This window comes from Trichococcus collinsii (assembly GCF_900107505.1).
In the GTDB taxonomy this organism is placed as follows: Bacteria; Bacillota; Bacilli; order Lactobacillales; family Aerococcaceae; genus Trichococcus; species Trichococcus collinsii.
The window spans coordinates 633,856-656,492 of the sequence record NZ_FNQH01000001.1 but is presented as its reverse complement, the minus strand read 5'-3'; the positions used below and the strand labels follow the sequence as shown (position 1 = coordinate 656,492).

21 protein-coding genes are annotated in these 22,637 nt (G+C 45.9%); 19 read left to right on the top strand and 2 right to left on the bottom strand.

Features of this window, described 5'->3' with window-relative positions; genetic code table 11:
• The first annotated feature begins 2 nt into the window (after positions 1-2).
• From BLV66_RS03030 to dtd, 4 genes are all read left to right on the top strand, one after another.
• The gene (locus tag BLV66_RS03030; protein WP_086984744.1) at positions 3-779 is read left to right on the top strand and encodes a 16S rRNA (uracil(1498)-N(3))-methyltransferase; all 777 of its coding nucleotides are present in this window, start codon (positions 3-5) and stop codon (positions 777-779) included.
• The gene (gene deoC, locus BLV66_RS03025) at positions 772-1,437 is read left to right on the top strand and encodes a deoxyribose-phosphate aldolase (protein ID WP_086984745.1); all 666 of its coding nucleotides are present in this window, start codon (positions 772-774) and stop codon (positions 1,435-1,437) included. Before BLV66_RS03030 ends, deoC begins: the two co-directional genes overlap by 8 nt.
• Before the next feature lie 273 nt (positions 1,438-1,710).
• Positions 1,711-3,921, top strand: coding sequence for a RelA/SpoT family protein (locus BLV66_RS03020; RefSeq protein WP_086984746.1), 2,211 nt, complete (start codon positions 1,711-1,713; stop codon positions 3,919-3,921).
• A 22-nt stretch (positions 3,922-3,943) separates the two neighbouring features.
• Complete coding sequence (gene dtd / locus BLV66_RS03015) at positions 3,944-4,390, top strand: D-aminoacyl-tRNA deacylase (protein WP_086984747.1); 447 nt, start codon at positions 3,944-3,946, stop codon at positions 4,388-4,390.
• Positions 4,391-4,455: 65 nt separating this feature from the next.
• Here dtd and BLV66_RS03010 read toward each other — a convergent pair whose 3' ends face one another.
• Positions 4,456-5,772 carry an N-acetylmuramoyl-L-alanine amidase family protein gene (locus BLV66_RS03010; RefSeq protein WP_245826641.1) on the bottom strand — a complete coding sequence of 439 codons (1,317 nt, stop codon included), beginning with the start codon at positions 5,770-5,772 and terminating at the stop codon, positions 4,456-4,458.
• Positions 5,773-6,339: 567 nt separating this feature from the next.
• On the opposite strand from BLV66_RS03010, the gene hisS reads away from it, so the two are divergent.
• The 5 genes from hisS (at position 6,340) to BLV66_RS15880 (ending at position 12,047) form a co-directional block, all read left to right on the top strand.
• On the top strand, positions 6,340-7,662 hold the full coding sequence (gene hisS, locus BLV66_RS03005; RefSeq protein ID WP_086985978.1) for a histidine--tRNA ligase: 1,323 nt from the start codon (positions 6,340-6,342) through the stop codon (positions 7,660-7,662).
• Between the two features lie 24 nt (positions 7,663-7,686).
• A complete protein-coding gene (gene aspS / locus BLV66_RS03000) occupies positions 7,687-9,453 on the top strand; it encodes an aspartate--tRNA ligase (protein WP_086984749.1) in 1,767 nt (588 codons plus the stop codon).
• A gap of 155 nt (positions 9,454-9,608) precedes the next feature.
• Complete coding sequence (locus BLV66_RS02995; protein ID WP_086984750.1) at positions 9,609-10,502, top strand: deoxyribonuclease IV; 894 nt, start codon at positions 9,609-9,611, stop codon at positions 10,500-10,502.
• 86 nt (positions 10,503-10,588) lie between these two features.
• A complete protein-coding gene (locus BLV66_RS02990) occupies positions 10,589-11,170 on the top strand; it encodes a LemA family protein (protein WP_199902972.1) in 582 nt (193 codons plus the stop codon).
• Between the two features lie 28 nt (positions 11,171-11,198).
• A complete protein-coding gene (locus BLV66_RS15880; protein WP_086985979.1) occupies positions 11,199-12,047 on the top strand; it encodes a TPM domain-containing protein in 849 nt (282 codons plus the stop codon).
• A 77-nt stretch (positions 12,048-12,124) separates the two neighbouring features.
• Here BLV66_RS15880 and BLV66_RS02980 read toward each other — a convergent pair whose 3' ends face one another.
• Positions 12,125-12,961 (bottom strand): pyruvate, water dikinase regulatory protein, encoded by an 837-nt coding sequence (locus BLV66_RS02980; protein ID WP_086984752.1) that lies wholly within the window; start codon positions 12,959-12,961, stop codon positions 12,125-12,127.
• Between the two features lie 92 nt (positions 12,962-13,053).
• Here BLV66_RS02980 and BLV66_RS02975 point away from each other — a divergent pair, with 92 nt between their 5' ends.
• The 10 genes from BLV66_RS02975 to obgE all read left to right on the top strand — a co-directional run bounded on the left by BLV66_RS02975 (position 13,054) and on the right by obgE (position 22,619).
• Complete coding sequence (locus tag BLV66_RS02975) at positions 13,054-13,485, top strand: Fur family transcriptional regulator (protein ID WP_086984753.1); 432 nt, start codon at positions 13,054-13,056, stop codon at positions 13,483-13,485.
• Between the two features lie 183 nt (positions 13,486-13,668).
• The gene (rpsU, locus tag BLV66_RS02970; RefSeq protein WP_086627850.1) at positions 13,669-13,842 is read left to right on the top strand and encodes a 30S ribosomal protein S21; all 174 of its coding nucleotides are present in this window, start codon (positions 13,669-13,671) and stop codon (positions 13,840-13,842) included.
• Positions 13,843-14,082: 240 nt separating this feature from the next.
• Positions 14,083-15,030: a PhoH family protein gene (locus BLV66_RS02965; protein ID WP_086985980.1), complete on the top strand. Its 948-nt coding sequence runs from the start codon at positions 14,083-14,085 to the stop codon at positions 15,028-15,030.
• An 8-nt stretch (positions 15,031-15,038) separates the two neighbouring features.
• A complete protein-coding gene (gene ybeY / locus BLV66_RS02960) occupies positions 15,039-15,521 on the top strand; it encodes an rRNA maturation RNase YbeY (RefSeq protein WP_086984754.1) in 483 nt (160 codons plus the stop codon).
• Positions 15,493-15,918, top strand: coding sequence for a diacylglycerol kinase family protein (locus BLV66_RS02955; protein ID WP_086984755.1), 426 nt, complete (start codon positions 15,493-15,495; stop codon positions 15,916-15,918). Before ybeY ends, BLV66_RS02955 begins: the two co-directional genes overlap by 29 nt.
• A 10-nt stretch (positions 15,919-15,928) precedes the next feature.
• Positions 15,929-16,840: a GTPase Era gene (gene era, locus BLV66_RS02950; protein WP_086984756.1), complete on the top strand. Its 912-nt coding sequence runs from the start codon at positions 15,929-15,931 to the stop codon at positions 16,838-16,840.
• 90 nt (positions 16,841-16,930) lie between these two features.
• Complete coding sequence (recO, locus tag BLV66_RS02945; RefSeq protein WP_086984757.1) at positions 16,931-17,770, top strand: DNA repair protein RecO; 840 nt, start codon at positions 16,931-16,933, stop codon at positions 17,768-17,770.
• Between the two features lie 270 nt (positions 17,771-18,040).
• Positions 18,041-18,952, top strand: coding sequence for a glycine--tRNA ligase subunit alpha (gene glyQ / locus BLV66_RS02940; protein ID WP_086628188.1), 912 nt, complete (start codon positions 18,041-18,043; stop codon positions 18,950-18,952).
• A 4-nt stretch (positions 18,953-18,956) separates the two neighbouring features.
• On the top strand, positions 18,957-21,020 hold the full coding sequence (gene glyS / locus BLV66_RS02935; protein WP_086984758.1) for a glycine--tRNA ligase subunit beta: 2,064 nt from the start codon (positions 18,957-18,959) through the stop codon (positions 21,018-21,020).
• 291 nt (positions 21,021-21,311) lie between these two features.
• Positions 21,312-22,619 carry a GTPase ObgE gene (obgE, locus tag BLV66_RS02930; protein WP_086984759.1) on the top strand — a complete coding sequence of 436 codons (1,308 nt, stop codon included), beginning with the start codon at positions 21,312-21,314 and terminating at the stop codon, positions 22,617-22,619.
• Positions 22,620-22,637: the final 18 nt, after the last annotated feature.

Sequence of the window (22,637 nt, the reverse complement as noted above, 5' to 3'; positions counted from 1 at the left end):
GCATGCAACGATACATCATTCCGCCTCTAGCAAAAGATTACCAAATGCAGGCGATTATTTTATCGGATGATTTCCATCACCATATGGTGCATGTGATGCGCATGAAGCCAGGGGAGCAAGTGTATTTAGCCGATAACTCGGGCATTTCGTTTGTTGCTGAAATCACCGACATATCCGCAGATACAGTGAGTTTGAAGTGGGTAGCCGATGAAGACCGCTCCACGGAACTTCCGCTCAAGATTGCGATTGCCTGCGGATTACCGAAGGGCGACAAGCTGGAATACATCGTACAGAAGGGCACGGAGTTGGGCGCGACAGCCTTCATCCCATTCGCAGCAAAAAATGCGGTTGTAAAGTGGACAGCGGACAAAAGTGAAAAAAAACAGCAGCGGCTCCAAAAAATTGCGAAAGAGGCAGCCGAGCAATCGCACCGCCAAAAAGAGCCTTTTGTGCACCCTGTCCACAATCTCAAAGAGTTGCTGGCGGAAGCGGAAAAATACAGCAAAGTGTTGATTGCCTATGAAGAGGATGCAAAGGCCGGTGAGGGTAGCATCTTGGTGAACACGCTTGAAAATCTTGAACCAGGTGATTCATTGTTGTTTGTGTTCGGGCCTGAAGGCGGATTAACGTTTGAGGAACTGGCGGCATTCAGACAAGCCGGCCATAAGAGCTGTGCCTTAGGGCCGAGGATTTTGCGGGCTGAAACAGCGCCCTTGTATGCATTGGCGGCAGTATCCTATGAAATGGAATTAAGAAAGGGAGCGGATAAAAATGGTTGAAAAATTAAACAAATATATTGATCACACTTTATTAAGACAAGATGCGACAGAAGAGGAAATCAAAGCTCTTTGCGAAGAAGCGAGGGAATATGACTTCAAATCCGTCTGTGTACAACCTTGCTGGGTCAAAAAGGTTGAAGCATTCCTGACCGGTTCGGATGTGCTTGTCTGCACCGTCGTCGGTTTTCCGCATGGCGCCAATACGGCAGAAGTGAAGACTTTCGAAGCGAAACAGGCGGTGCAGAACGGTGCCGATGAAGTGGATATGGTCATCAATATCGGAGCTTTGAAAGATGGCAATTACCAAACAGTCGAACATGAAATCGCAGCTTTGGTCGAAGCCGTCAAAGACAAGGCAATCCTGAAGGTCATCATCGAGACGTGCCTATTGACAGATGATGAAAAAGTCATCGCTTGCCAACTGGCTCAAAAGGCGGGCGCCGACTTCGTCAAGACTTCCACCGGTTTTTCAACAGGGGGCGCAACATTGGAGGATATTGCACTGATGCGCAACACAGTCGGACCTGTGATGGGCGTAAAAGCAAGCGGCGGCGTGCGCTCGTATGAAGATGCATTGGCCTTCATCGCAGCTGGAGCAACGCGCTTGGGCACTTCCAGCGGGAAGAAAATCGTCGAAGGTTGGCTTGCAGCAAAATAAATGCAAGGATGCTCCATCTGCATCCGAATAATCGAATGATCAAGGAAACCTTGAGGGACTTCTTTTTTATGAAGAGGTCCTTCAAGGTTTTTTCAGGTTTGAGGTTGAAAACAGAGGATAAATGTTGATGGCGCATCGTTCTGATTTAAAGTATAATAAAGGGAAATATATTCACTTTTTTGTGTGCAGAATAGTATATATTCAGCATCTTTTCCGTTTACGGACGGAATCGCAGTAAGTAAATACATAATCTTAAGAGTCAGGAGTGACAACATGCCGAAAATCAAAAACTATTCGCCTGAAGAGGTTGTGCAGCTATGCGCGGAATATATGAATGAAACCCATGTGGCATTTGTCCAAAAAGCTTGCGACTTTGCCAGGGACGCTCACAGCGGACAGATGCGGAAGTCCGGTGAGGAGTACTTCGTTCATCCGACTCAAGTCGCCGCGATATTGGCAGATTTGGAATTGGATCCAGAAACGATTGCTACAGGATTTTTACATGATGTTGTGGAGGATACAGAATATACATTAGAGGATATCGAGCGTGAATTCTCCAAAACCGTAGCCATCTTAGTGGATGGCGTCACAAAATTGGGGAAGATCAAGTACAAGTCCCATGAAGAACAACAGGCAGAAAACCACCGTAAGATGTTGATGGCTATGGCGAAGGATCTGCGGATCATCATGGTGAAGCTGGCGGATAGACTGCACAACATGCGCACCCTGAAATACCATACACCTGAAAAACAACGGATCATTTCCAATGAGACACTGGAAATATACGCACCCTTAGCCCACCGTCTAGGGATGAACCGAATCAAGTGGGAACTGGAGGATACGTCGCTCAGATATCTGAATCCGCAGCAATATTACCGGATTGTTCATTTGATGAACAGCAAACGTGATGAACGGGAATTGTACATCAAAGATACGATCAACAAAATCAAAGATTCGATCGATGAATTGGAAATTGAAGCCGACATCTACGGCAGACCGAAGCACATCAACTCCATCTACCGAAAAATGAAGGACCAAAAGAAACAGTTCACAGAAATCTATGATCTGTTGGCTATCCGCGTCATCGTCCATTCCATCAAAGATTGTTATGCCGTTTTGGGGGCCATCCATACAAAATGGAAACCTATGCCGGGCCGCTTCAAAGACTATATCGCCATGCCCAAAGCTAATATGTATCAGTCACTGCACACGACCGTCATCGGGACGCAGGGAACACCTGTAGAAATCCAAATTAGGACGATCGAAATGCACCAAGTCGCGGAGTATGGGGTTGCGGCGCACTGGGCATACAAGGAAGGCATCACCAAAAAAATCGATCCGGATAAAATGCCTCATCAGATTGATTGGTTCCGCGATCTGATCGATCTGCAGGATGATTCCAAGAACGCTAGCGAATTTGTCGAAAGCGTCAAGGAGGATATTTTTAAGGACAAAGTCTATGTCTTCACTCCGAAAGGCGATGTTGTGGAATTGCCATCCGGTGCCGGTCCTTTGGATTTCGCTTATAACATCCATACCGAAATTGGCCACAAAACCATCGGGGCGAAAGTCAACGGGAAGATTGTCCCTTTGAATTACAAGTTGCAGAATGGCGATATCATCGAAGTGATGACATCCCCGAACTCATTCGGTCCAAGCAGGGACTGGGTCAACTTGGTTTCTACAAGCAAGGCAAAAAATAAAATCAAACGCTACTTCAAGCTTCAGGACCGCGATGAACATGTAATCAAAGGCCGGGATATGCTGGAAAAACAATTGACGGAAATGGAATTTTCGCCAAAAGAGTTCCTGACCAAATTAGCGATCAAAGATTTATTGAATCGCTTCAATGTGAATTCGGAAGATGACCTCTATGCGGCAATTGGCTTCGGCGAACTGTCTGCATTCATCGTCTCCAATCGTTTGACCGAAAAAGCCCGCCGTGAGCGTGATAAACACAAAGCGGAACAACAGCTGGATACGATCGAGCAAAAAACGAAAAAAGATAATCCTAAAATGAAGATCCGACATGAAGGCGGCGTTGTCATTCAAGGAGTAGACAACCTGCTCATCCGCATCAGCCACTGCTGCAATCCGGTCCCGGGGGATGAAATCGTCGGCTACATAACAAAAGGGCGCGGCATCTCGGTCCATCGGAAAGATTGCCCGAATGTTCAGGTATCCGGAGAGCACGGCAACCGCTTGATCGATGTCGAGTGGGAAGATACCGGCACCTCAAATATCGATTACGAAACCGAATTGACGGTCGAGGGCTACAATCGTTCCGGGCTGCTGAACGAGATCCTGCATGTCGTGAACACGATGACCAAAAATCTCAGCAGCGTAAACGGTAAGGTCGACAGCAATAAAATTGCTGTCATTACATTGAAAATTGGGATTCAAAATTTAAGTCAACTGGATAAAATCGTTGATAAAATCAAAAATATTCCGGATGTTTACACAGTCAGAAGGGTCACATCCTAAACAAAATGAATCGAGGCCAGATATGCGAATTGTTGTACAGAAAGTGACGGAAGCATCCGTCTCTGTTGATGATGAAATCATCGGAGAAATTGGTGAAGGCTTCATGCTTTTGGTCGGCATCGGCAAGGACGACAACCAAGAGGATGTCCATTACCTCGTCCGAAAAGTTTCGAATCTCAGGGTGTTCGAGGATGAGGAAGGCAAAATGAACCGATCTTTGAAGGATGTGTCTGGAGCCATCCTTTCGATATCCCAATTCACTTTGTTCGCTGATACCAAAAAAGGGAATCGCCCAAGCTTCACTAATGCAGCCCCTCCGGAAATCGGGGAGGAACTATATCAAGCATTCAACGAGTTGTTGAGCGCAGAAGGCTTTCAGGTGGCATCGGGCAAGTTCGGTGCACACATGTCTGTCCGTTTGAACAACGATGGGCCCGTAACCATCCTCATCGATTCCAAAAACAAATAACAGAGTCGGCAGCTTGAACCATTCGAGGTTCAAGCTGCCGACTCTGTTTTCTTATTCAGCTTTTTTTATTGGAAATATTCAGTCAGTGCTTGGTAGATGCTTTCTGCCACCAGTGAGCGATAATAGTCGGAATTGAAGGTCTTGACGTCGGAATCGTTGTTCATATAGCCAAGCTCCAACAACAAAGCAGGTTGATCATTTTCGCGTGTGACCAAGAAATCGCCAAATTTGGATCCGTTGTCCTGCAGCGGCAATGTGTCAGCCAGGTGATCATCGACCAAATTTGCCAATGGAATATCCGCATCAGCATAGTAATAAGTCGTGAAGCCGGTCGCAGAAGTACCGCTTGCAGTGGAATCATAGTGAAGGCTGATGAACAGGTCGGCGTTGTTGACATTACTCATTTCTGCTCGATCTTCCAAGGTGACGTATACATCAGAGGTGCGCGTCAATATGACGTTTGCTCCGGCACTGCGTAATTTTTCAGCCACCGTTTCAGCGGTTTTGAGTGTGACTTCCTTCTCGTAGATATAAGTACCTTCCGCACCTGGATCTTCCCCTCCGTGGCCCGGATCGATCACGATGGTCGCTTCGGCTAGCGTGGTGGTGGATGACGCAGTGACGGGCGTATTAAGCGACTCGGATGTTTCCACCAACCAGGAGGCGACGTAGCCTTCCTTGTTTCCCTCATAAAGGATCTTATAGAAATCACCGGATTCACTGATCAGTTCGTACTCTTCGTCTTTTTCGGCAATGAACAGGATGTCACTACCGGTAGAAGGCCCGCTGCGGACATTTACGCCATCCATAGTGATGAGGACTTTTGGATTAGCGTCGTCTGCGACAACTGCTGTAGTATCAACTGTTTCCGGCGCCAACTGAATGCTGCCAGGAGAAATTTCAATCAGCTCAGACAGAATCCAAGCGACTTTATTGTTGTATTGGATTTGGCTCCAACCGTTCTCCTCATACAGCAGAGCGAATTTTTCGCCTTCACTTGCTGTTCCAATAACTTCGGATGTTTCATTGTTCTCTTGCCGAACATTGGCAGAGGGCACCAGTATTGTTGCCAGTAATTCGGATGTTGCCGCGATCTCGGTGTTGTTGATCAGCCAACTGGCCACCCATCCGATCCTTCCGTCCGATAACCGAACTTTGTACCATTCGTTCTTATTGGCCAGAACGTTGACTGAGGAACCGCCTTGAATTTGCGTCATAATATCATACGACAATCCTGGACCGGATCGAACATTTACGATGTTGGCGGATATGCTGACTGTAGTATAGTTGGCTAATGCTACCGTACCGAAGGAGCCAAATCCGACAAATAGCAGAACAAGCGCCAAGAAGAACAGGTGTCTATTTTTTGCGATAGTCTTCACTGATTGTCTCCTTTCTGGTTTGGGATGCATAAATTTTACAAAAATTGTTCAATTCTTCTATCATTATAGCAAAGATACGGTATCCAATGCAAAGCCTTTTCAGAAATTATAGCTGTGCTACTTTTGCGGACAAGGCAGAACCGCATCGCAACCTTCCAACACTGCATGCGCAACTGTTCCTGAAACCCACGCAGAAGCAGGCGTGCCGCTGCGTTAGCCCGGAAAGTGAAAATATGATGAAAACAGTATTGACAATTCGGAGCTTATCTTGTATCGTTAAAGAAATTATAAATGTCCAGTGAAGATCGAAGTAGAATAGATTGGTTTGATTCAGAGAGGATTGCCGCGGCTGAGAGCACTCCCAAACGTTTATTCGAAAGACAGGTTGGAGGATTAATAGTGAAAAGCTATTACGCCACGAACGTTACTCGTTAAAGGAAAGCTATGCTTTCGAATAAAGGTGGCACCACGTCTGACTAATCGTCCTTTTCCATGATGGAAAGAGGGCTATTTTTTTGCTTTTTTTCAGACAGAAGACAGTATGAAGCGAAAGGAATGGTTATAAAAATGATACAAAAACCAAAAGGGACTGCCGACATATTTTTGCAGGAAGCAGAAATTTGGCAATACGTGGAAGAAACAGCCCGCATCTTACTGCATGACTATCAATTCTCAGAAATCCGCACCCCGATGTTCGAAAGTTATGAACTGTTCTCAAGAGGGGTCGGCGATACGAGCGACATAGTATCGAAGGAAATGTACGACTTCTACGATAAAGGGGAACGACACATCGCGTTGAAGCCTGAAGGAACGGCTCCAGTGGTTCGGGCCTATGTCGAAAACAAACTGTTCGGTCCAGAATATCCGAAGCCTCTAAAAGTCTACTACATCAGCCCAATGTTCCGCTACGAAAGGCCACAAGGCGGAAGGATGCGCCAATTCCACCAACTGGGTGTCGAAGTTTTTGGAAGCGTCAATCCGGCGACCGATGTAGAAACGATGGCATTGGCATGGGATATACTGAAGGAATTGGAATTGAGCGATCTGAAATTGGTCATCAATTCGTTGGGCAAGACAGAAGATCGGATCAGATACCGCGAAGCGTTGATCGCCTACTTGGAACCTTTCCATGATGAACTGAGCAAAGATTCCCAGACCCGTCTCCACAAGAATCCTTTGCGTGTGTTGGACAGCAAAGACAAGCGCGATAAGGAAATCGTTGCCCAGGCACCAAGCATTTTGCAGTTCCTGTCGGAAGATTCGAAGAAACATTTTGAATCGGTTCAGGAAATGCTTCAGGCATTGGAAATCCCATTCACGATCAACAGCAACATGGTCCGCGGGCTCGATTATTATCAGGATACGATTTTTGAAATCATGACCTCATCCGCAGTCTTCGGAGCGGAAACGACCATCTGCGGTGGCGGCCGTTATGACGGCCTGGTCCAGGAAATCGGCGGACCGGAAGTGCCTGGGTTTGGCTTCGGGATGGGCTTGGAAAGATTGATCCTTTTGATGAAAGATCAGCAAGTTGATGTACCGAAACTATCCGAGTTGGATGTCTATGTGGTCGGTTTGGGAGAAGCTACGAACATCGAATCCTTGAAATTGGTTCAAAATGCGCGCCAAGCAGGGTATTCTGCTGATCGGGACTTCCAAGACCGCAAAGCCAAAGCGCAATTCAAGACCGCGACGAAAAATGGGGCCAAAGTAGTGCTGACCATCGGCGAGGATGAATTGAACAACAAACAAGTACAATTCAAAGTGATGGCGACAGGCAAAGAGCAGAAAGTGGCGTTGACTGAGATTTACGCTGATTTTGATAAAGTGTACAAAACACAGACAGCAGATATGACGGCTTTCAATGAATTTTTCGGAAAAGAAGACTAGAACATACAGAAAAGGGTAGTGAAAATGGATAGAAGAACAGAATATTGCGGATTATTTACGGAAGCAACCGTTGGACAGACAGTCGTCGCCAATGGTTGGGTTAACAAAAGAAGAGACTTAGGCGGATTGATCTTTATCCATCTACGTGACCGCGAAGGCATCGTCCAAGTCGTTTTCAACACAGAATTCAATGAAGAAGCTTTCCGCATCGCGGAAACGATCCGTGGGGAATATGTCCTGCAGGTCAAAGGTAAAGTAGTCCTTCGTGAAGCAAATCAGGTCAATCCGAACATCGGCACAGGCACAATCGAAATCGAAGCGGAATCCGTGGAGATTTTGGCGAAAGCAAAAACACCGCCTTTCTATATCGAAGGCGATCTGAACGTATCCGATGAATTGCGCATGAAATACCGTTACATCGATTTAAGAAGAGACAAGATGATGAACAACATGAAAATTCGCCACCAAACGACGCGCACTGTCCGCAACTATTTGGATGACTTGAATTTCATGGACATCGAAACACCTTATTTGACGAAATCGACTCCGGAAGGTGCGCGTGACTATATCGTTCCGTCCCGTGTCCATCAAGGCGAGTTTTATGCACTGCCGCAATCACCTCAACTGTTCAAACAGATGCTTATGGGCGCTGGCTTTGACCGCTATTACCAGATCGTGCGTTGCTTCCGCGACGAAGATCTGCGCGGCGACAGACAGCCGGAATTCACCCAAATCGATATCGAAACCAGTTTCCTGTCTGCAGCGGAGATCCAGGAAATCACCGAAACAATGCTTCAGAGAGTCATGAAGGACGTTTTGGGCAAAGACATTCCGGCTCCGTTCCCTCGTATTTCCTACGATGAAGCGATGAACCGTTTCGGCAGCGATAAGCCGGATACCCGTTTTGCATTGGAACTGATCGACATGAATGAATTTGCGAAAACTTCTTCATTCAATGTATTTAAAGCGACCAGCGAAAACGGCGGCCAAGTCCGTGGTTTGAACGTCAAAGGCAAAGCCGATGCCTACTCGCGCAAAGATATGGATAACCTGATCGAATACGCCAAACAATACGGTGCAAAAGGCATGGCTTGGATGAAAGTCGAAGAGGACGGACTTAAAGGTGCCGTGGCAAAATTCTTCACCGAAGACAGCGAAGAATTGATCAGATTAATGGATGCGGAGCCTGGCGACTTGCTGGTTTTCGTTGCTGATAAAAAAGAGATCGTCTATCAAGCATTAGGAGAGCTACGTCTGAAGTTCGGCCGCGATCTTGACCTGATCGACAAATCTCAATTTGCTTTCGTTTGGGTTGTGAATTGGCCATTGCTTGAGTACGATGCGGACGCTAAACGATACACTGCAATGCACCACCCATTCACCCGTCCAAACGATGAAGATCTTGCAAAATTAGCAGATCATCCCGAAGAAGTTTATGCACAAGCCTATGATATCGTCCTGAACGGTTATGAAATCGGCGGCGGCTCTCTACGTATCTACACAAGGGAAGTACAGGAGCAGATGTTTGCAGCACTTGGCTTCAGCAAAGAAGATGCCGAAGAGGAGTTCGGTTTCTTGTTGGATGCATTCGACTACGGCTTCCCACCGCATGGCGGCATCGCGTTAGGGCTGGATCGTTTGGTCATGTTGTTGGCTGGCGAATCGAACATCCGCGAAGTGATCGCGTTCCCTAAAAACGGAAAAGCTTTCGACCCGATGACGAACGCTCCAAGTGAAGTTAGCGCAGCCCAGTTGAAAGAATTGAGCCTGAAAATCGCTTCATTAGATTAACCTCGGACTAACAATTGCACTAAAAAGAGCATCTGATGGTAAGGAAAACAGGCCTTATGATACAATAATCGTATCATAAGGCTGTTTTTTTCGTCTCTTATTTTGTATAAGATGGAAATGCTTTTTAGGATAATACACAATAAAAGGGTGAAGATATGTTAAAGATAGGTTCACATGTTTCTATGGGCGGTAAAAAGATGCTGCTGGGTTCAGCAGAGGAGGCAGCATCTTACGGTTCTTCGGTTTTTATGATCTATACAGGTGCTCCACAGAATACCCGGAGAAAAAGCGTCGATGAGATGAATATTCCGGAAGGTATGGACTATATGGCAAAGCACGGTCTGGTGGAGCTGGTCGTACATGCACCCTACATCATCAACTTGGCAAACACAACGAAACCAGATCATTTTGAATTTGCAATCGGATTTTTACGCGATGAAATCGTGCGAGCGCAAGCGCTGGGCGCAAAACAAATCACGCTGCACCCAGGTTCGCACGTGGGTGCAGGTTCCGAGATAGGCATCAAACAGATCATCAAGGGCCTGAATGAAGTGCTGGAGCCAAGTCAAACAGCGCAGATTGCCTTGGAGACGATGGCCGGAAAAGGCACGGAAATCGGCCGGACGTTTGAGGAGTTGGCTGCCATAATGGATGGCGTAATCTATAATGACAAGTTGTCTGTAACGCTTGATACATGCCATACGAATGATGCAGGCTATAACGTCAAAGAGGACTTCGACGGTGTTTTGGAAGAATTCGACCGCATCATCGGACTGGAACGTTTGAAAATGATCCATGTCAACGACTCGAAAAACGAGAGAGGGACGCACAAGGACAGACATGCGAATATCGGGTTTGGCACCATCGGCTTCGAAACCTTAAATAAAATTGTTCACCATCCGCAACTACAGAATTTACCGAAAATATTGGAAACGCCGTTTGTGGGCGAGGACAAAAAGAATAAAAAGGCGCCTTACAGATTCGAATTGGATATGCTGAAGTCCCAGACATTCAATCCGAGTTTATTGGAAGACATACTGAACCAGTAAGAAATACATCTTTGGATGGATGCGGTTTTGCCTGAAATCAGGGATAATTGTATGTAAGCACAAAATGAAATAATAAAGGAGATGGAATGATGAAAGGTTGGTTGAAAGGCTTAATTGGAGTGTTTATTGCGGTGTTGCTGTTGGGAGTGCCATTGATCAGCTCTTATAATGGTTTGGTGACGGAGGAAAGCAATGTCGATGTGCAATGGGCGAATGTTGAAACCAAACTACAAAGACGTTATGATCTGATTCCCAACTTAGTGGAATCGGTCAAAGGCGCTATGGAACAAGAACAGGAAGTATTCGGTGCAATCGCTGATGCCCGCGCAAGAATCGGTAGTGCTCAGACGACTGAAGAACAGGTTACAGCCAGCAACGAAATGGAATCTGCACTTTCGCGCCTGTTGGTAATCGTAGAGAACTATCCGGAACTGAAATCAAACGAACAAGTGACGGCTCTTATGGATGAGTTGGCAGGTACCGAAAACAGGATTTCTGTCGAAAGGGATCGATACAACGAATCTGTGCAACAATACAACAACAAAGTCAAACGGTTCCCTGGATCGCTCATGGCAGGGCTTTTCGGATTTGATGAAAAATCTTATTTCGAAGCGGTCAGCGGCGCTGAAACCGCACCTAGTGTAGACCTGAATACAGACGACGAATAATTGAGGGGTTGATGACGCTTTGTTTCAAATGAGGAAAAAGGCACGATGGCAACTACTTTTGATTTTGGGAGCGTTCTTCTTTTCGATGGTGTTCGCGCCATCCAAAAACGCGCAGGAATTACCTGATCCGACTAGCGAATTTTATGTCTATGATCCAAGCGGTACGCTTTCCGAGGAAACAAAAACATTCATCATGAGCGTGAATGAGCAGTATGAATTGACCGAAGAAAAACCTCAAGTTGTCGTGGCAGTGGTTGATTCACTGCAGGGTGAGACAATCGAGGAATATTCTGTCGATCTGTTCGAAAAGTGGAAAATTGGCCAGGCGGATGCTGATAATGGTGTGCTGATTTTGTTGGCTCTGGAGGAAAGGGAAATCCGCTTCGAGATCGGTTACGGTCTGGAAGGTGCTCTAACGGACAGCAGAACTGGTAGAATTCTGGACAATCACTTGGAATATCTTTCGGCCAATGATTTCGATGGCGGTCTGAAAGAAATCTTTACTGAGGCGGCAGTTGTCGTCAATCAGGAATACCAATTTGATGACGAAGTGATTTTCTCCGGCTATCCTGTTGATACAACGCAATACGCGGAAGGAGATTCATCGTTCTTCGCATCACTCGTCCAATTCCTGTTCATTCTTTTGCTGTTGTCCTTCTTTTTTGGCGGCAGAGGCAGAGGAGGTCGCGGTGGTCGTGGTGGCGGAATGAATCCATTGTGGTGGTTGCTTCTTAGTGGAGGCGGCGGCGGTTATCGCGGAAACAATCATCGTGGAGGATACGGCGGAGGCGGTTTCGGAGGCGGTGGCTTTGGTGGCGGAGGCGGTTTCGGAGGCGGCGGTTCTTCCGGAGGCGGCGGATCCAGCAGAGGATTCTAACGCACCTGTTGCAGCAATGAATATAAAAACAAAAAGAAGAGGACCCGAATTTTAATCCGGGTCCTCTTCTTTTTGCGTCAGGTTATAATGGTGGTATCGGAAATTTCGATGCTGCTCATGATGATGGCAGCTGTTTCTTCTATAGAACGTTTGGACACGTTGATGACGATACAACCCAATTTGTTGTACAATTCATAGGCGTATTCCAACTCAGCACGGATGCGGTCCATGTCCGAATAAATGGTTTCCGGCGATAATCCGTAGGCAATCATCCGCTCTTTGCGGAAATTATTCAATACCTCTGCATCATTGGTCAATCCGACGATTTTCTTAGGATCCACTTGCCAAATTTCGTCAGGCACTGCAGCTTCCGGCATAATCGGCAGGTTTGCTACTTTGATGGTCTTGTTCGCCAAAAACATGGAGAGCGGCGTCTTAGAAGTGCGGGAAACGCCAAGCAGGACCAAGTCAGCATCCAAGAAACCTTTTGGATCTTTGCCGTCGTCGTACTTGACGGCAAACTCGATGGCGCTTATCCGGTTAAAGTATTCATCATCCAAACGATGCAGGGCACCTGCTCTCCGTATGGGTTGCTGCCCAGTCATTTCGGTGATATCCCTGACCATTGCTTTCAATATATTATAGCAAGGCAAGTCCTCTGCAGCACAGAAACTGTCCGTGTACTCACTCAAATCCTCGACGACCAAAGTATGGATGACAAATGCTTTCAGCTCTTTGGCCTCTACTAATACAGGCTCCAAGTCTTTCATTTTTCTAATGAATGGATAATGATACATATGAACAGTTATCGATGGGAATTGTGCCAAGACAGCCTGAAGGACTTTTCTGGCGGTGTCTCCTACCGAATCGGATATGATGACAAAGTGCAGGTCATGTTGCTCTGGTTGCTCCATATAATTTCGTCCTTTCTAAATCTTAATGATTGCAATCTCAGTAATAATATACTATAGTCAATTTGAAATTGATAGAGTCGGGAGGGAAAATGATGCCGGTAGATACGGTAACCATTGCACTGCAGCAATTAAAGAAACAAGGTTATAAATATACCCAAAAAAGAGAAGATATCATTACGGTTTTTGTGGAAGCTAACCGCTATCTGTCTGCAAAAGCTGTTCTGCATGCGTTACAGGATGAATATCCAACACTCAGCTATGACACAATATATCGCAACCTGTATACTTTTGTAGAAGTTGGTATCTTGGAAGAAACAGAATTGAACAACGAAAAGTTGTTCCGAATAACTTGTTTGCACGAGGGGCACCATCATCATCACTTTATTTGTCAACAATGCGGGATGACAATTGCTTTGCAGATGTGTCCGATGGATTTCTTTGAGCAACAGTTGGAAGGGTGCCAAATTTCGTCCCATCGCTTCGAAATATTTGGAGTCTGCAAGAAATGTTTGGCAAATGCATAGGGCGTCCATTTGGCTAATGAAGTGAAACTTTCGCCCAGTCGGATAATCCACTTTTTAGTTTTGCAATAAAACGTTGCAATTGCTTCCTCCTATGATATAATATCAAAAGAACAATTTCATTTTGATTTCACTATTTTTCAAAAGGAAACGTTACTTTTAATGCTCGGAGGGAGGGAATATTTAATGTCAAAAACAGTTGTTCGTAAAAACGAATCTCTTGATGATGCTCTTCGTCGCTTTAAACGTACTGTTTCAAAAACTGGAACTCTACAAGACGCTCGTAAACATGAATTTTATGAAAAGCCAAGTGTGAAACGTAAGAAGAAATCTGAAGCTGCTAGAAAGCGTAAATTCTAATAGCCGGATGCTTACTTTCTAAAATTCTTAGAGACTAATCGATAAAGAATGGGATGATCTCCGTATCATTCCATTTTTTTGTTGTCCAGAAAGGCGCCTAAATCAAAAGGGGATAAATATTTTCATAAGCCATGCCGCTTTATGTTATACTATTAGCAATAAGCAGTGAAAAAAATTCCCAAAAAGAGGAGTGTAGCTTGTTTGACCGATAAAGTGAATAAAACAGAGAAAATTGAAGTAATGGACGCATCCGTTTTGCCTCAATTATTTGGATCACAGGATAAGCATCTGAAGATGCTGGAAGATGCTTTGCATGTGACCATTACAAGCCGCGGCATGAAAATCGAAATTAGTGGCGAAGAGCCGGCTGTTGACAAGGCCCGTTCCCTGTTGAAGCAACTTTTGGAATTATTAGCGCGCGGCATCCCTATTTCACAAACAGATATCGTCACAGCTATAAAAATGTCGGAGCGTGGAAGCCTTGATTTCTTCATCAACCTTTACGAAGAGGAAATCGGCAGATCTTACGCAGGCAAGCCTATCCGGGCGAAGAATTTCGGCCAAAGGCAATATGTGCAGGCCGTCAAGAAAAAAGATGTCGTTTTCGGAATAGGACCTGCCGGAACTGGAAAAACCTTCTTAGCCGTTGTGATGGCGGTGGAGGCTCTGAAGAACGGTAAGGTGAAAAAAATAATCCTGACCCGTCCGGCTGTTGAGGCTGGAGAAAACCTCGGCTTCTTGCCCGGCGATCTGAAGGAAAAAGTGGACCCCTACCTGCGCCCGGTTTACGATGCTCTTTATGCCATCTATGGCGTCGAGCACACAACCCGCTTGATGGATAGGGGAGTCATCGAAATTGCGCCGCTCGCTTATATGCGCGGCCGGACACTGGAAGATGCTTTCATCATCCTTGATGAAGCGCAGAACACGACTGTCGCACAGATGAAGATGTTCCTGACGCGGCTTGGCTTCGGATCTAAAATGATCATCAACGGCGATAAGACCCAGATCGATTTGCCGAAAGGCGCCCTTTCCGGGTTGATCGATGCCGAGAAGAAACTGCGGGGTATCCCTGATATCACTTTTGTCACCTTTGATACTTATGATGTCGTGCGCCATCCGGTCGTTGCGAGCATCATCAAAGCATATGATGTCAAAGAGGAAACAAAACACAACATAGAAAAGTGAGCGATTATATGGAAATAGATATTTTTGATGAAACTGAATCTGTACAGAATGAGCACACCGAATTGGTCCATTCCTTGATTTCTTTTGCGGGGGAGTACCTGAAGTTGGCGCCCGATACCGAATTGTCGATCACCTTTGTGGACAATGAGCGTATCCGGGAAATCAATCGTGAATACCGCAACAAAGACCAGGCCACGGACGTCATCAGCTTTGCACTGAACGATGACATGGAGGACGATTTCCCAATCAACATGGAAAGCATAACCGGTGCCTTTCCGACAAATATCGGCGATATCATCATCTCGACCGACAAGACCGCTGAACAAGCGGAGTCCTATGGTCACAGTTTTGAGAGAGAACTAGGTTTCCTTGCGTTGCATGGTTTCCTGCATTTGAATGGTTATGATCACATGACGGAAGAAGACGAAAAGGAAATGTTCGGTCTTCAGAAAGAGATACTGGATGCTTATGGACTTAAAAGAGACGAGTAGGGAAAAGATGGGGAAAATCGGAAAGAATCCGAGCTTTTTCGCTTCAGTGAAGCATGCTTTGGATGGCATCGGAATTATCCTCAAAGAAGAAAAAAACATGCGCAGCCATGCCTTGGTTGGCTTGATACCGCTCTTGTTGGCTTGGTTCTTCGAATCGAGCCAAACGGAATGGATCGTGATCATCTTCTGCATTTTTCTAGTCATCATTATGGAGTTTCTTAACACGATATTTGAAAATGTCGTTGATTTGGTGACCGATTACGAATATCACCCGCTCGCAAAGAAAGCAAAGGACATTGCTGCCGGTGCTGTCTTGGTTACGGCATTCTTTGCCGTCCTTATTGCTGCCATCATTTTTTTGCCCAAGTTCGTGGAATTATATTATAAGTTAATTTGAGGAGTTTTTTATGAATAAAAAAGAAGGTTTCAAATCAGGATTTGTCTCTATTATCGGAAGACCAAACGTCGGTAAATCAACACTGTTGAACCGCATCGTCGGTCAAAAAGTCGCCATCATGAGCGATGTCCCGCAGACTACCCGGAACAAAATCCAAGGCGTAGTCACTTCGGATGATTCCCAAATCGTTTTCATCGACACGCCTGGAATCCACAAACCACAGACGCGCTTGAACGATTTCATGTTGAAGAGTGCTTACAGCACTTTCAATGAAGTGGATTTGGTTTTGTTCATGGTGAATGCGGCAGAAAAAAGAGGAGCGGGGGACAATTTCATTCTTGAAAAACTCAAGAACTTGCGCACTCCGAAATTTTTGATCATCAACAAAATCGATCAGGTCAAGCCGGAACAATTACTGAAGATTATCATGGACTATACTTCAGACAATGAGTTCAATGAAGTGGTTCCGATTTCCGCAATCCAAGGCAACAATGTCGATGAAATGATGATCACCATCAAAAAATACATGCCGGAAGGGCCTCAATTCTACCCGGACGATCAAGTGACCGATCACCCAGAATACTTCGTCGTGTCCGAGTTCATCCGCGAAAAGATCCTTCAGTTGACTAAGGAAGAAGTGCCGCATTCCGTTGCTGTTGTCGTGGAATCGATGCAGCGCAACGAGGATGATAAAGTCCATGTCCATGCGACCATCATCGTCGATCGAGCCAGTCAAAAAGGCATCATCATCGGCAAAGGCGGAAAAATGCTAAAAGAAATCGGTGTCCGGGCACGTCGGGATATCGAAGCGATGCTTGGCGACAAAATTTACCTTGAACTTTGGGTTAAGGTCCAAAAAGATTGGCGCGACAAGCAGAGTTATCTGCAGGACTATGGATACCGCCAAAAAGATTACGATTGATCAGCAAATGCTCAATGGATACATGAATAGCAATCAGTAAGAGTTTGGGAGGCTGCCTTCCGGACTCTTCTCTTTTCGAAAGGGTGCGACATGGAGACATATCAGGAATTTGATGGCATCGTCCTATCGATCCGAAAACACAGGGAAAAGGATGCCTTGGTAAAAATATTTACGCGCGATCATGGAAAACGGATGTTTTTCGTGAAGAACATCAAAAATCCGAACCACTCCTTGAAAGCTGCCCTGCTGCCATTCACGAAAGCGAATTATCTGGGCCGCATCAAGGATGATGGACTCAGTTTTCTGCAGGACAGCCGTGAAATCATCCACTTTTCCAAAATGCAGACGGATATCCATCTGAACGCCTATGCGACCTATTTGAATAACCTTGCCGATGCAGCCGTCAACGATGCCATCAAAGCCGCCGATCTCTATGATCTGTTGGAGGAATCATTGGTTGCTATGCAGAATGGGATGGATGCAGAAATCGTAGTGAACATTTTTGAAATGCGAATACTAAAATATTTTGGAGCTGCGCCGCAATTGCAGGAATGCGTCATCTGTCACAGCAAGCAGGAACCTTTTGATTATTCAGTCAAATATTCCGGCGCCCTGTGTCAGAACCATTACGGGGAAGACCCCAGAAGATTGCATGCAAGCCCCGCAGCTGTCCATTTTGCCCGGATTTTCCAATTGGTCACGCCGAAGCAAGTCGGGAATATCCAAATCAAATCGGAGACGAAACAGGCGCTCAGAGCCTTCATCGATGAGCTCTATGAGGAATATGTCGGAATTCGCCTGAAAAGCAAGAGTTTCATCGATCAGATGTACGCTTGGGAGACAAAGGTGGAAATTCCGTTCCGTTCCGCTTCTGAAGAGGTGTCGAACAAGCCGAGCGAAGGCGAACAGTCCCATCCAAGTAGTTCTTGACATTCTGTTGGAACAAGGCTACTATTGAGAAGAACTAAATACTGGACGTTGAAGATAAGAGTACCTCTGGTCAGTACCGAAAAGCGAATTTGGGATAGTGTGAGCCAAAGCGGGAGACTATTGCGGAAAGGCATATCCGAGTCCTGTAACGAAGTGCCGGCATTTGCCGGAATTAGGGTGGAACCGCGAAAATATTCGTCCCTATGTTTCAAGGAGACTTGATGCATAGGGACTTTTTTTATGTATTATTTCAAGTGGAGGAGATTTATGATGGAAAACAAATTAACTGTGCAAAAAATGATTCAAGCGTTACAAAATTTTTGGGCAGATCAAGGCTGCCTTTTGATGCAATCCTATGATACTGAAAAGGGTGCGGGAACAATGAGCCCGTACACTTTCTTGCGCGCAATCGGCCCAGAACCCTGGAACGCTGCATACGTGGAGCCTTCGCGTCGTCCGGCTGACGGGCGCTACGGCGAAAATCCCAACCGACTGTACCAACATCATCAATTCCAAGTGGTCATGAAGCCATCACCGGATAATATCCAGGAGCTATATCTGGAAAGTCTGAAGGTATTGGGAATCAATCCAATCGAACATGATATCCGTTTTGTCGAAGACAACTGGGAAAACCCCTCATTGGGTTGCGCAGGCTTGGGATGGGAAGTTTGGTTGGATGGGATGGAAGTCACCCAGTTCACCTATTTCCAGCAAGTGGGCGGATTGGAATGCAGTCCTGTCACAAGCGAAATCACTTATGGTCTGGAACGCTTGGCTTCCTATATCCAGGATGTGAACAGTGTTTACGATCTTGAGTGGACCGAAGGCGTGAAATACGGAGAAATCTTCGGCCAGCCGGAATATGAACATTCCAAATATTCATTTGAGGAAAGCAACGTCGATTTGTTGTTCCAACTGTTTGATTCATTTGAAGCGGAAGCGACGAAACAGATCGAGAATGGTCTTGTGCATCCAGCTTATGACTATGTCCTGAAGAGTTCGCATGCCTTTAACCTTTTGGATGCAAGAGGGGTCATTTCTGCGACAGACCGCGCGGGTTATCTCGCACGTATCCGCAATATGGCGCGCCAATTGGCGAAAGCTTTTGTCCAAAAGAGAAAAGAACTGGGTTTCCCTTTGCTTTCGGATGATCAAAAAGAACTTGCCCTGAAGGAGGACTAACGTGATGAGTCAAACTGTATTATTAGAAATTGGACTTGAAGAAATGCCTGCGAAATATGTGCGCAGCAGCAGTATCCAACTGAAAGAAAAAATGGCTGCTTTTTTGGAAGAAAATCGCATCAACTTTGATGCGATCGAAATGTATGCGACGCCGAGACGTTTGGCGGTCATCGCCAGCGGAGTCAGTGATAAACAGGCGGATTTGGCTGAAGTCGTCAAAGGACCCGCAAAAAAAATCGCTTTGCAGGCGGACGGCACTTGGTCAAAAGCTGCACTGGGCTTCGTCCGCGGACAAGGCTTGACTCCTGAAGACATCTTCTTTGATGAACTAAAGGGTGTAGAGTATGTTTTCGTCAAGAAAGAAATCAACGGAAAAGCTTCATCCGAAGTATTGAAGGAATTGAATACAGTCGTTGAGTCATTGACTTTCCCTGTTTCGATGCATTGGGGCAACCATCATTTCAAGTACATCCGTCCGATCCATTGGATTGCGGCATTGGCCGATGATGACATCATCCCATTCCAAGTCTTGGATATCGTTTCAGGCCGGACCACCCGCGGACACCGTTTCTTGGGCGAAGAAGTGACGATGGCGCATGCGAGCGAGTATATGGAGAAACTGGCTGAACAACATGTCATCGCCGATCAGGACAAAAGGAAAAATATGATCCGGGCCCAATTCCAACAAATTGAAGCTGAAAATGGCTGGATCATCCCTACCGATGAGACCTTATTGGAAGAAGTCACTTCACTTGTTGAATATCCGACAGCATTCTTCGGCGAATATGACAGCAAATACTTGACGTTGCCAGCAGATGTATTGATCACATCGATGAAAGACCATCAGCGTTATTTCGAAGTGAAAGACAAATCCGGTAAATTATTGCCGTACTTCATATCTGTACGCAACGGGAATGGCATATTCATCGATAACGTGAAAAAAGGGAACGAGAAAGTGCTGACAGCCAGGCTTGAGGATGGCCTGTTCTTCTTCAACGAAGACCAACGCATCGCCATCACGCAGTCGGTAGAAAAATTAAAGAAAGTCACATTCCATTCGAAAATCGGCTCCATTCATGATAAGATGGACAACACAGCGAAAATCGCTGCCCATCTTGCTGATGTGCTTGATTTGGGAGAGGACGACAAAACCCATTTATTGCGTGCAGCATCCATCTACAAATTTGATTTGGTGACCAATATGGTTTCCGAATTTACGGAACTGCAAGGTATTATGGGTGAGGTCTATGCATTGCAACAAGGCGAAGCTGCTGCTGTAGCAACCGCGGTCCGCGAACACTACCTTCCGATATCCAGTGAAGGCGAATTGCCGGAAACTCAAATCGGAGCAGTTTTGGCGATGGCGGACAAATTGGACAGCATCATCAGTTTCTTCCTGCAGGGTATGGTTCCTACAGGATCGAACGACCCGTATGCTTTGCGCCGCCAAATGATCGGAGTCATTCAAATCATCGAGAAATACCAATGGGCATTCTCGTTGGAAGAACTGCTGTCAGCCTTGTTGACGGAGGTTTATGCGGTTGAAGATGCAGAAACATTCGATAAAACAATGAATGAACTTGCTGCTTTCGCAAATGGCCGTATCCAACAGAAGCTTCAAACCTATGGCATCCGTTATGACATCGTGGAAGCTGTACTGCAATCCGGTGAAAAAGATGTCAACACCTTGTTCGCTAACGCTAAAGTATTGCAGGCGCACAGTGAAGAGGAATCATTCAAAGCAGTTATGGAAGCTCTTGCGCGTGTCGTAAACATTTCCGGGGATCCTGATGAATCGATTCCCGTTCAGAAAGATCTGCTGGAAACAGCCAGCGAGAAGAATCTGTATGTGCAGATCAACCATCTCGATTTGGCTCTGTCCCACGGCGATCCTGAAGCGGATTATGCCGCCTTGGCTGCTATTGCGCCATACATTGAAGCTTATTTTGATGAAAATATGGTCATGGTCGAGGATATTGCTATCCGCAGCAACCGCTTGAACACGCTCGGCAACCTGACCTTGAGTATTCTACAGTTTGCTGATGTCAGAAAATTGATTCTTAAATAGTGAAGTGATGGAGGCGGGGCTAACATTGTTTACTCCCGGCTCCATCATTTTGTCTTCCACCATGAGTGGGGAGGATCAAGACCCTCAACGCTGTATTTTCTTTTCGTTTTTTGGTTAATATGGTAAATTAAGAGGGGAGATTGAGCGGTTCAGAAGAAAGAAACGCAAATTATTTGTTAAGGATACTTGTCCAAATTTTTGATTGCGGAAGCGCATTTGGAAAAGTTGGACCAATCGAATCATTTTGTTCGGCTCAAAGAGTGCCGAACAGTTTTCCAAGGGGGAAAAAAGATGTCAATGTTTTTGGATCATGCAAAAGTGCATGTAAAAGCCGGTAAAGGCGGCGATGGAATGGTAGCGTTCCGTCGCGAAAAGTATGTTCCCGATGGGGGTCCTGCAGGTGGCGATGGCGGCCGTGGGGGAAGCATCATATTTGAAGTGGATCCAGGTCTGCGCACGTTATTGGATTTCCGTTACAACCGGAATTTCAGAGGTAAGCCCGGCGAAAACGGCATGAGCAAAAGCATGTTCGGCCGCGGCGCAAAAGATACAATTGTCAGAGTTCCGCCTGGTACGATTGTACGCAATGCGGAAACAAAAGAGCTCATCGCTGATTTGACGGAACCTGGACAACAGGCTGTGGTTGCAAAAGGCGGACGTGGCGGACGCGGAAATAACCGTTTTGCCACTGCGAGAAACCCTGCTCCCGAAATCGCCGAAAACGGGGAACCTGGGCAAGAGCTAGAGTTGGAGCTTGAGTTGAAAGTCATCGCGGATGTCGGTTTGGTTGGCTTCCCTTCAGTAGGTAAATCGACATTGCTCTCGATCGTGTCGAAAGCGAAACCAAAAATCGCAGCTTATCACTTCACTACGCTTGTACCTAACTTAGGTATGGTACAAACACGCAGCGGAGAAGAGTTTGTTATGGCCGATTTACCGGGATTAATCGAAGGCGCGTCCCAAGGCGTAGGTCTCGGAATCCAATTTTTGCGCCACATCGAGCGTACAAGAGTTATTTTGCATGTCATCGATATGGGTGGCACAGAAGGCAGAGATCCTTTCGATGACTATGAAAAAATCAACAAGGAATTGGAAAGTTACCAATTGCGTTTACTTGAAAGACCGACCGTCATTGTAGCCAACAAAATGGATGTGGCGGAAGCGGAAGACAATCTTGAAATCTTCAAACAGCAAATCGCCGAAAAATTCGGGGATGAAGAAGCACCAAGGATTTTCCCGATTTCAGCCTGGTCGACTGCCGGCGTAGCCGAATTATTGGATTACACTGCTGAAGTTCTGAAGGATACTCCTGAGTTCCCATTATTCGACGAAGAAGAAGTCGAATCATCGGTGCTTTACAAATTCGAAGAAAACCAAGAACAATTCACAATCGGACGCGATCCTGATTCCACATGGGTATTGGGTGGTGAAAGATTAGAAAAACTATTCAACATGACTAATTTTGCGCATGACGAAAGCATCATGCGTTTCGCACGTCAATTACGTTCCATGGGTGTTGATGAAAAACTGAGAGCCAAGGGAGCGAAAGATGGGGACATGGTCCGTATCATGACCTACCATTTTGAGTTCGTAGATTAAAAAGCATCACCATTACCA